Source organism: Ideonella sp. B508-1, from assembly GCF_000333615.1.
In the GTDB taxonomy this organism is placed as follows: domain Bacteria; phylum Pseudomonadota; class Gammaproteobacteria; order Burkholderiales; family Burkholderiaceae_C; genus Ideonella.
Map to the genome: position 1 here is coordinate 1 of NZ_BADL01000110.1, position 11,228 is coordinate 11,228.

The following is an 11,228-nucleotide window of genomic DNA, read 5'->3' on the forward strand; positions in this document are numbered from 1 at the left end:
GCGGCGGACGAGGCTGGCGTGGAGGCGGGCCTGGCCGCCTGGCTGACGCCCGAGACCCTGTGCCTGCCGCACCGGGACCCCGCCGGCCACATGGCCCACCCCACCCGCCCGCCTGCCGCCGCACCGGTGCAGGATCTGGTGCAGCAGGCCGCCGACCTGCCCGCCCTGGCCCAAGAGCACCCCGGGCTGACGTTGGTGGACGTGCGCGAAGCCCACGAACAAGGCTGGGACGACAAGGATCTGGCCACCCTGGGCCTGCCCCGCCAGACCCTGCCGCTGAGCCTACTGCTCAATGTTCTGCCGGAAGGAGGGGCGGGCGAGGCGAACGCGGGCCTCACCCACGCGCCGCTGCTGTTCATCTGCCGCAGTGGCCAACGCAGTGCCCAGGCCGCGCGGCTGCTGCGCCGGCTGGGGCATGCCCGGGCCTGGAGCCTGGCGGGAGGGGTGGCGCTGCTGACGTCAACGGGATGAGCGGCAGCGCGTTGATTCCTGGCATCCCCCCAATGCCATGAAGCGTCGCCACGCCCTTCACCTGCTTGCCACCACCCTGGTGACCCCGGGGTGCACGACCGTGGCGCCCTCGGCCCCCGCTGCGCCACCGGCGGCGCCCCGGAGCCACACGGTCGCCCAGGACGCCCTCTGGCTCGACCGGCTGGCCTGGGGGGCGAGCAGCACCGACCTGGCCGAGTTGCGCCGGCTCGGTCGCAGCGCCTGGCTCGACGCGCAGCTGTCCGCCCGCGCCCCTTTGCCGCCGGAGCTGCAGGCCAGGATCGGTGCCCTGTCCATCAGCCAGCGGGACCTGCCCACCCTGGTGGGCGAGCTGGAGCAGCAGCGCAAGGCCGCCGACACCCTGCAGGACGATGCGGCCAAGGCAGCGGCCCAACAGGCTTACCAGCAGGCCCTGAACACGCTGTCGCGCGAGGCCGCCAGCCGCGCCCTGCTGATGGCGCTCTATTCGCCCAACCAGATCCAGGAACAGCTGACCTGGTTCTGGTTCAACCACTTCAACGTCCACCAGTACAAGCACAACCTGCGCGCCATGGTGGGCGATTACGAACAGGGCCTGCGCACGCGCGCCCTGGGGCGGTTCCGCGATCTGCTGGGCTACACCGTTCACCACCCGGCCATGCTGCGCTACCTGGACAACGAGCAGAACGCCGTGGGCCGCATCAACGAGAACTACGCGCGCGAGCTGCTGGAGCTGCACACGCTGGGCGTGGAGGCCGGCTACAGCCAGCACGATGTGCAGGAACTGGCCCGCGTGCTCACGGGCCTGGGGGTCAACCTCAGCGGCACCGAGCCCCGGCTCAAGCCCGCCCTGCAGGCCCAGTACGTCCGCCGCGGCCTGATGGAGTTCAACCCGGCCCGGCACGATGGCGGCGACAAGCAACTGCTGGGCCTGCACGTGAAGGGCCAGGGCCTGGGCGAGATCGACCAGGTGCTGGACACGCTGGCCCGCCATCCGGCCACGGCGCGCTTCGTGTCCCGCAAGCTCGCGCAGGCTTTCGTGGCCGATGCGCCACCGCCTGCCTTGGTGGAGCGCATGGCGCAGCGCTGGCAGCAGACCGACGGACGCATGGCCGAGGTGATGCGCACCTTGATCCACTCGCCCGAGTTCGAAGCCTCGCTGGGGCACAAGTTCAAGGATCCCCAGCACTACGTCGTCTCGGCCGTGCGCCTGGCCTATGACACCAAGCTTGTGCTCAACACCGGCCCGATGCAGGGCTGGCTCTACCGGCTCGGGCAGGCGCCCTACAACCACCAGACGCCCGACGGCTACCCCCTGGATGAGTCGGCCTGGGCCGGCCCAGGGCAGCTCAACACACGCTTCGAGATCGCGCGGGCCATCGGCAGCGGCAGCGCCGGCCTGTTCCGTGTCGAAGGCGAGAAGAGCGACCGGCCGGCCTTCCCCCAGCTGGCCAACCCGCTCTACTACGAAGGCATCGCGCCGCGCCTGGCCGCCGCCACACGGCAGACGCTCGATCAGGCCAGTTCGCCCCAGGAATGGGCCACCTTCCTGCTGTCTTCCCCCGAGTTCATGCAGCGCTGAAGCGCGCGTCCAGGAGACCTGCCATGCACCGCCGTCTGCTCCTGAAGTCCCTGGGCACCCTGGGTGCCGGCTCCCTGGCCCTGGGAGGCACCCGCTTGTGGGCCGCGGATGCCCCGGCCAACCCGTCCACCCCGCGCTTTCTGCTGGTCTTCCTGCGCGGTGCCTATGACGCGGCCAACCTGCTGGTGCCCTATTCGGCACCGTTCTATTACGAAGCCCGCCCCAACATCGCGGTGCCGGCCCCCGGCCAGGCCGCGCTGGCCGCCACGGCCCTGGATGGCAGCTGGGGGTTGGCGCCCGCGGTGGCCGCCAGCATGGGCCCTCTGTGGGCGCAGGGCCAGCTCGCCTTCGTGCCCTTTGCGGGCTGCGCCGACACCTCGCGCAGCCACTTCGAGACGCAGGACCGCATCGAGTTGGGCCAGGCCGACAACGGCACGCGTGACTTCCGCAGCGGCTTCATGAACCGGCTGGCCGCCGCACTGGGCGCCAACACCGGCCCCTCGCGGCTGGAGGCGATGGCCTTCACCGACCAGGTGCCACTCACCCTGCGTGGGCCGGTGCCCGTGGCCAATCAGGCCCTGCGCAACCTGGGCAAGCCCGCCTTCAGCCCCCCCCAGGCCCAGGCCATCGAACGCATGTACGCCGGCACCCGGCTGGCCACCCAGGTCAGCGGCGGCTTCAAGGTGCGCGACGAGGTGGCGCGCGACATGGCCGATGAGATGGAAGCCGCCAGCCGCAACGCCATCGGCAGCAAGGGCTTCGCGCTGGAAGCACAGCGGGTGGCGCGGCTGATGCGCGATCGGGTGAGCCTGGGCTTCATTGATGTCGGCGGCTGGGACACCCATGTGGCCGAGGGCGGCGCCAGCGGCGCCCTGGCCAGCCGGCTCACCGAGCTGGGCCAGGGCCTGGCCACCTTCGCCACCGAGATGGGTCCGCAATGGGCCCACACCACGGTGGTCGTGCTGAGCGAATTCGGCCGCACCTTCCGCGAGAACGGCAACCGCGGCACCGACCACGGCCACGGCAGCGCCTACTGGGTGCTGGGCGGCGGCCTGCGCGGCGCGCGCATCGCCGGCGAACAGGTGGCCCTGGGGCGTGACACGCTCTTTCAGAACCGGGACTGGCCGGTGCTCAACGACTACCGCGCCCTGCTGGGTGGCCTGTTCACCCGAATGTGGGGCCTTTCCCCCAGCCAGATCGACGGCATCTTCCCGGGCGCCAGGCCGCGCGATCTGGGTCTGGTCTGAGAGCCGCCTCACAGCGCCCCTGGCGGCCCCAGGCAGAACTCGCCCTTCCACCCTTCATTTGTAAAGCCATCCGCCGATATAGGTGAATCCTGACCCTCTGTTTGTGTGAAGGCGCGTGAAGCTCTTCACAGAAGATGGGGCACTCCCCCTCTCTGCGCGACAGGGCGGGGATCTCTTCACCGAATTCAACCGTGAGCGGATCGTGACCGGAAACCTCAAGATTGGCCTGCGCCTGGGCCTGGCATTCGGCGCCATGTTTGTCCTGCTGATGACCTTTGCCGGCACCGGCGTCTTCCAGATGACGCGTCTGTCGGCCGCCCTGGACGACTTCAAGGGCAACATCGTCCCCAGTTACGAAGACGCCCACACGGGCATCGGCCAGTTGGCGCTGCGGCGCCAGCTGGAATATGCCCATGTGGCTTCGGTGGACACCCCATCGATGGAGGCCATCGAAACCCAACTGGCCGACAACGACAAGGCCCTGGACGCTACGGTGGACAAGTACCTCCGCCAGGACATCTCGGACGACACCGACCGCCGCAACATCGAAGCCTTCAAGAGCGCGCTGCAGGCCTACCGGGCCACCTGGGAGCCCGTGCGCAAGGCCTCTCGCGCCAGTGCCACCGACCCGGCCCAATCGACCGTGGCCGCCCAGTTGATCAGCGCGGATTCGGCGGCCACCTATGCCAAGGCCGACACCGCCGGCAAGGCCTTGTTCAACTACATGAAGGACCTTTCGGACGCATCCGCCGCCGCCGCCGCGGCCACCCAGAAGCGCGGCTACATCGTGATGGCTCTGCTCACGGCGGTGGGCCTGGCGGCCTGCGTGGTGTGCGCCTGGGCCATCACCCGCTCCATCGTCAAACCCCTGCAAACCGCGGTGACCCTGGCGCGCAAGGTGGCCGAGGGCGACCTGACGCAGCGGGTCGAGGTGAGCGGCCGCGACGAAGCCGCCGAACTCATGCGGGCTCTGGATGACATGCAGGCCTCGCTGATGCGCACCGTGGGTTCGGTGCGCCAGAACGCCGACAGCGTGGCCACCGCCAGCGCCCAGATCGCCCAGGGCAACCAGGACCTCAGCCAGCGCACCGAAGAGCAGGCCAGCGCCCTGCAGCAGACCGCGGCGACGATGGAAGAACTCAACACCGCCGTTCACCACAATGTGGACAACGCACGCCAGGCCAATCAACTGGCCCAGGGCGCTTCGGCCGTGGCCGCACGCGGCGGCGAGGTGGTCGGCCAGGTGGTCGCCACGATGCAAGGCATCAGTGACAGCAGCCGCAAGATCGGCGACATCATCGGCGTCATCGACGGCATTGCCTTCCAGACCAACATCCTGGCCCTGAACGCCGCGGTGGAAGCCGCCCGGGCCGGTGAACAGGGCCGTGGCTTTGCGGTGGTGGCCGGCGAGGTGCGTTCGCTGGCACAGCGCAGCGCCGAAGCCGCCAAGGAAATCAAGTCGCTCATCGGCCACAGCGTCGAGCAGGTCGAGCAGGGCACCGCGCTGGTCGACCAGGCCGGCAAGACCATGGGCGAGATCGTGGGGTCCATCCAGCGCGTGAGCGACATCGTGGCGGAGATCACCTCGGCCAGCAGCGAACAGAGCAGCGGTATCTCCCAGGTCGGGGGCGCCATCAGCCAGATGGACCAGACCACGCAGCAGAACGCCGCCCTGGTGGAAGAAAGCGCCGCCGCAGCGGAGAACCTGAAAACCCAGGCCCAGCAACTGGTGCATGCCGTGGCGGTGTTCAAGCTCCGCAATGAAGGTATGGCACACGCATCGGTGGCGTGAGCCTGGCCGCCCTCGCTGCCCCGGACGCTCCGGCCTTTTGAAAGGAGCGTCCGACGTCCTGCTTCGACCGAGGTCGGCGTGCCAGCCCTGTTTGGCCAGCACTGGCCAGGGCCTCCGACCCGTCATTGCTTGCCAAGACCTTTCTCCACATCCCCCGCCTGACGGCTAGCGGTAAGCCGCATCCCACGAACTGAGGTTGATCAAAAAAAACTTACATCGGATACTTTTTGTTGCAGTTCCATACAGATGGACGGCTGCGGGCAAAGCGCCAGGCAAGAAGTACCCCATGAAGAACACCCACACGCATTGCGACTTCGGTCGCCATGAAGCGCCCGAATCCCCGCGGTGGAGGCTGTCCCCGGCATGGGCGCTCGCATCACTGGCATTCGTCGCCGCCGGACTCACTGCCTGCGGAGGGGGGAATGACGGCACGGCTTCGGCAGCGGCTTCCAGAATGCACGCCCTGGCGATCATGGGAACAAGCACATCGACGCCCATGGTGCCTGTCCCGGTGGTGGCTGATCCCTTGCTCAACGGACTGAGCATTCCCGCCGATGCCGCGGTGCACGGCATGTGGAGCGGCGTGCAGAACTGGCCGCTCAATGGCCTGCATTACGCACTGCTGCCCAATGGCAAATTGCTGACCTATGGCACGACAGCGGACCCCAACGTGCAGGACGGCCGCATGCTGGACGTGTGGGATCCCACACTCGGCTTCACGGCCAACAGCCACATCACGACCTACAACAGCCAGCAACAGGACAGCTTCTGTTCGAGTTCAGCCTTCACCTCCGATGGCAACCTGTTGATCGCTGGTGGCAACGGCACGAACAACAACGGCCTCACCAGCACGCTCTACAACCCCGCCACCAACAGCGTTTCGACACCTGCCGCCGTGCTGGCCGATGCGCGTTGGTACACCACGATGCTGACCCTGCCGGATGGCCGTCCGCTCGTCGTCGGCGGCATGGTCCCCTACTCCGAGGACATGCAGAACAACCCCGACCAGGCGGTGGCGCAAGGTCTGGCTTCCATGACCCCCGAGGTGTTCGAGAACGGCAACTGGCACTCGCTGCTGGGGGCCTACAGCCGCGATGCTTTCGGGCCGGACTATCTCCGCGCTTCGTATCCGCGCGCCTGGGTGGCCCCGAGCGGCAAGGTCTTCGGCGTGTCGGCCGAACGCATGTGGTCGCTGGACGCCACGGGCAACGGCACCATCACCATCCAGGGCGCCTTCAAGCAGGCGCCCAGCACCAACAACCCGGTGAATGTGGGCGCCAGCAACAGCGCCGTCATGTACGACATCGGCAAGGTGCTCATCGTCGGCGGCAACGGCTCCTACAACGCAGACGAACTGCCTGCAAGCAACCTGGCGACCAGCATCGACATCAATGGTGCCACGCCCGTCCTGACCGAGATGAAGCCGATGGCCAACAAGCGGCGCTACCCGAACATGGTGGTGCTGCCAGGTGGCCAGGTCGTCGTGACCGGAGGTACCACCTACGGCAACATGTACCAGGGTCAACCAGCGCAGTCTTCCTCCGCGGTCGAGATCTGGGATCCAGCCACAGGCGCCTGGCAGACGGGCCCGAGCGCGGCCATCTACCGCGGCTACCACTCCTCATCCATCCTGCTGCCCAACGGCACCATTCTGACCATGGGCGGCGGGGCCCCCGGACCGGTGAACAACCTCAATGCCGAGGTCTACTACCCACCGCAGCTGTTCACGGCCGTGAACGGCGGCTCTCAGTTGGCAGCCCGCCCGGTCATCGGTGCGATCAACGGGTTTGCACAGGCCAACGGCGCGACGCTGCTGCTCGACATGGCGTCGACCGCCCCGGTCTCGCAGCTGGTTCTGATCGGCGCCGGCCGCGGCACGCACTCGTTCAACGGCGGCCAGCGCCGCATTCCGCTCACGTTCACACAAACGAACGGCCGCCTCTCGGCCACGCTGCCCGGCAACACCATCGCCCCCCCTGGGCCTTACCAGGTGGTGGCCATCAATGCCGCAGGCACACCCTCACGCGGCACGATCATCACCCTCGGCATGAATGGCGCACCGGCCAGCGACGCCACTCTGCAGCGGGGCACGACCTACACCTTCGGACTCAGCGACCAACCCGCCAACGCGCTGGGCTTCGACAGCGGCAACGGCGCACTGGGCATTGCCGTGCCTTCAGCGCCGGGCCTGCTGCCCGCCTCGAACGTCACCTTCGTCGCCCGGCCCGGTCTGGCGGACGAGGCCTGCGTCTCGCTGGAATCGGCCAGCACGCCGGGCCAGTTCCTGCGGCACTACGCCTTCCGGCTCCAGCTCAACCCCAATGATGGCAGCGGGCAGTTCGCACAGGACGCCACCTTCTGCCCCGAACCCGGCTTGGCGGGGCGCGGCATGACGCTGCGCTCGAAGAACTACCCGGACCGCGTGATCCGGCAGCGCAACGGTGAACTCTGGGTCGACACGCAAGCCGCGGACACCACCTTCGCCGCAAATGCCACGTTCATCCCCACGGCGGCCCAACTGACCCGCAACACCGCCACCATCCTCGATCCCGCCACCTTCAGCGGCAACCTGCTGAGCGCGCCAGCCACGGACCCTGGCTACGCCACCCTGACAGCCACCGTCCCTGGTAGCGCCTTGCCCGGCGGCAGCGCCTACCTGGTGCGAGACGGCCTGGCCAATGCCGCCTGCGTGTCCTTCGAATCCCAGGACACTCCCGGGCGCTTCCTGCGCCACTACGCCTACCGGCTCCAGCTCAATGCCAACGACGGATCGGCCCAGTTCGCCCAGGACGCCACCTTCTGCCCCGAAGCCGGTCTGAGCGGACAAGGCACCACGCTGCGTTCGTACAACTACCCGGATCGTGTGCTGGTGCGGCACGTCGACGGGCAGCTGTGGATCGACCCACAGCAGACCGACACCGACTTCCTCGGTCGTGCGAGCTTCGTGCCCTGGCCGGCCACCATCCCGCTGCCGACTTCGGTGGCGCTGAGCGTCCCTGTGGTGAACAGTGGTGACACCGTCAGCTACGCGCCCGGGCTGGATACCCCGGGGCTGACCTTCAGCTGGAGCTTCGGTGACGGCTCTGCCGCCACTGCTTTCGTGGCCAGCAGTGCAGTGAACCACAGCTTCACCGCACCGGGGGTCTATGGCGTCACCTTGACCGTGCGGGCGGCAGATGGCCGTATCGCCACCACAAGCTTCGTGCAGGCGGTGGCCACGGCGTCGACCGCGCAGGCGCCGCGTGCCTCCTCGGCCATGGCCCTGGAAACGCGCAGCGGGGCGTCAGCCCGCTTGTGGATCGCCAATCCGGATGCTGGCACCGTCGCGGTGATTGACACGGCCAACAACGCCCGCGTTGGCGAGCCAGCGGTCGGCGCCTCTCCTCGTTCCGTGGCCATTGCGCCGGATGGTCGCGTCTGGGTCGTCAACAAGGACGATGCCACCATCAGCATCATCGACCCCGCCACGCTGGCCGTGGTGCAGACCGTGAGCCTGGCCCGGGGATCCCAGCCGCACGGCCTGCTTTTCAGCGCGAATGGCAGCGCCTACCTGGCACTGGAAGCCACCGGTCAGCTCCTCAAGCTGGACGGCAGGAGTGGCGTCCAGCAGGCGGCGTTGAACGTCGGCTCGACGCCTCGCCACCTGTCCATCACGGGCGATGGCACGACGGTGCTGGTCTCGCGCTTCATCACTCCGCCCCTGCCCGGCGAAGGCACCAAGACGATCGACACGAGCAGCGCCGGCGCAGAAGTGCGGGTGGTCGACACGGGATCGATGTCGGTGACGAGAACGATCGTGCTGCACCACAGCGACAAGGTCGACAACGAGACACAGGGCAGCGGCATCCCGAACTACCTGGCCGCCGCGGTGATCTCGCCGGACGGCAAGAGCGCCTGGGTACCTTCCAAGCAGGACAACATCAAGCGAGGCACCACGCTCAATGGCCAACCGCTGAACTTTCAGAACACGGTGCGGGCCATCAGCTCGAAGATCGACCTCTCGGCCATGGCCGAGACGCTGGCCGCGCGCGTGGACCACGACAACTCCAGCCTGGGGACGGCCGCCGTCTTCCATCCCAGCGGCGCCTACCTCTTCGTGGCGCTGGAAACCAGCCGCCAGGTTGCCGTGGTGGACGCCATCGGCAACCGTGAGCTGTTCAAGTTCGATGTCGGCCGCGCACCGCAGGCCCTGCAGCTTTCCGCCAACGGCCGCACGCTGTACGTCCAGAATTTCATGGACCGCACTGTCAGTGTCATCGACCTGAGCCCACTGATCGACGATGGGCTGCTGCAGGTCTCGCCGATCACGACCACCACCAGCGTCGGCAACGAAAGCCTGAGCCCGCAGGTGCTGCAGGGCAAGCAGCTCTTCTACGACGCACGGGACCCCCGACTGGCACGGGACAGCTACATGAGCTGCGCCAGTTGCCACGCCGACGGCGGGTTCGATGGCCGAGTCTGGGACTTGAGCAGTCAGGGCGAAGGCTTGCGCAACACGATCAGCCTGCGAGGCCACGCCGGCATGGCAGAAGGACTGCTGCACTGGAGCGGCAACTTCGACGAGGTCCAGGACTTCGAGGGGCAGATTCGCACCCTGGCCGGCGGCACCGGCCTGATGTCCGACGCCGACTTCAACACCGGCACGCGCAGCCAGCCGCTGGGTGACAAGAAGGCCGGCATCAGCCCCGATCTGGATGCCCTGGCGGCCTATGTGGCATCGCTGAACACCTTCGACCCAAGCCCCTTCCGGCCAGCCGCGGGTGTACTGAGCGACGCCGCGATCGCCGGCAAAGCCGTCTTCGCCAAAGCGGCTTGCGCCAGCTGCCATGGTGGGCCGAACTTCACGAACAGCAGCCTGAACGGCGGCATGCGCAACATCGGCACGATCAAGGCCACCAGCGGCAACCGCCTGGGTCAGCCGCTGACCGGCATCGACATTCCGACGCTGCGCGGTGTCTGGGCCACCGCGCCTTACCTGCACGACGGCACCGCGCCCACACTGGCCGCGGCTGTGCAGGCCCATGCCGGCAACACCGTCACGGGAACCGATCTGAGCAACCTGGTCGCCTATCTTCAGCAGATCGACGGGGACGAGCCCGCGCCCGCCACACCGCTGCCCAACGGCGTGTACCGGCTGGTGTCGGTCAGCAGCGGCAAGGCGCTGAGCGTGGGGGGAGGCAGCACGACCGTGGGCACAGCCACCGTCCAAGGCGCATGGACCGGCGTGGACAGTCAGCGTTGGAAGATCACCAGCCAGAGTGGCGGTTTCTACACATTGCTCGCGCAGCACAGCGGTCAGGCCCTGGACGTGAATGGCTGCTCTACTGCCGACGGCGCCAAGGTTCAGCAATGGACCTCGTATGGCAACGACTGCCAGAGCTGGACCCTGGAGGACCTGGGCGACGGCAGCTTCCGCGTCGTCAACAAGAGCAGCGGCAAGGTCCTGGACGTTCTCAACGCCTCCGGCGCGGAGAGCGCCACCGTGGCCCAGTGGACATGGAACGGCGGAGCCAACCAGCGTTGGCGTCTCGAGCCGGTCAGCCCGAACAACTACGCCGCGGGCACCTACCGACTGACGCCCTCGTTCAGCACCACGCTGGCGCTGGACGTGGCGGGGGCCTCCACCGCACCGGGCGCGCAGGTGTTCTCCTGGACGTCGTCGGGCAGCGCCAACCAGCGCTGGACGGTGATCCCCACAGCCGATGGCTTCTTCGAGCTGGCCCCTGCCCATGCGCCAACGATGCGCCTGCAGGTCACACAGGGCGCGCTGGACGCCGGTGTCCTGCTGCAGCAGGGTCTGGCCAGTGGAACAGCGGCCCAGCGCTGGGGTTTCGAGCGCCAGAGCGACGGCACCTATCGGCTGACCAACCGCAACAGCGCGCTGGTGCTCGATGTGCAGAACTGCAGCACCGCCAATGGCGCCAACGTCGAGCAATGGAACTGGGTGAACTCGGCCTGCCAGAAGTGGCGTCTCTCGGCGAACTGACGATGCGGCAGCCTTCCCCCTCCGTGTCGAAGCCCGACCGGCGCCGCGCGCTGGCGGGCATGGTGGCCTGTGTCGGCGGCTGGAGCACGGCCTTCTCGGCCCCGGTCGCCATCGCGGCGGACGATGCCACCCTGTTCTCGCGCAACTTCAACG

Annotated in this window: 5 protein-coding genes; all 5 read left to right on the forward strand. The window is 68.1% G+C overall.

All coding sequences use genetic code 11. The features are described 5' to 3' along the window. Positions 1-471, forward strand: a 471-nt coding sequence (locus I73_RS33710; RefSeq protein WP_022979547.1) for a rhodanese-like domain-containing protein, incomplete at its 5' end; no start/stop codon positions are given. 37 nt (positions 472-508) lie between these two features. Then, positions 509-2,050: a DUF1800 domain-containing protein gene (locus I73_RS25955; protein WP_022979548.1), complete on the forward strand. Its 1,542-nt coding sequence runs from the start codon at positions 509-511 to the stop codon at positions 2,048-2,050. Between the two features lie 23 nt (positions 2,051-2,073). Beyond that, positions 2,074-3,297, forward strand: a complete 1,224-nt coding sequence (locus tag I73_RS04685; protein ID WP_022979549.1) for a DUF1501 domain-containing protein — start codon at positions 2,074-2,076, stop codon at positions 3,295-3,297. Between the two features lie 202 nt (positions 3,298-3,499). Continuing rightward, positions 3,500-5,089, forward strand: a complete 1,590-nt coding sequence (locus I73_RS34560) for a methyl-accepting chemotaxis protein (RefSeq protein ID WP_148289683.1) — start codon at positions 3,500-3,502, stop codon at positions 5,087-5,089. A 496-nt stretch (positions 5,090-5,585) separates the two neighbouring features. Further along, the gene (locus I73_RS30700) at positions 5,586-11,075 is read left to right on the forward strand and encodes an AbfB domain-containing protein (RefSeq protein ID WP_022979551.1); all 5,490 of its coding nucleotides are present in this window, start codon (positions 5,586-5,588) and stop codon (positions 11,073-11,075) included. Positions 11,076-11,228: the final 153 nt, after the last annotated feature.

Coding starts and splice junctions, on each gene's coding strand:
- I73_RS25955 (WP_022979548.1), top strand. CDS start 509: ATGAAGCGTCGCCACGCCCTTCACCTGCTTGCCACCACCCTGGTGACC.
- I73_RS04685 (WP_022979549.1), top strand. CDS start 2,074: ATGCACCGCCGTCTGCTCCTGAAGTCCCTGGGCACCCTGGGTGCCGGC.
- I73_RS30700 (WP_022979551.1), top strand. CDS start 5,586: ATGGTGCCTGTCCCGGTGGTGGCTGATCCCTTGCTCAACGGACTGAGC.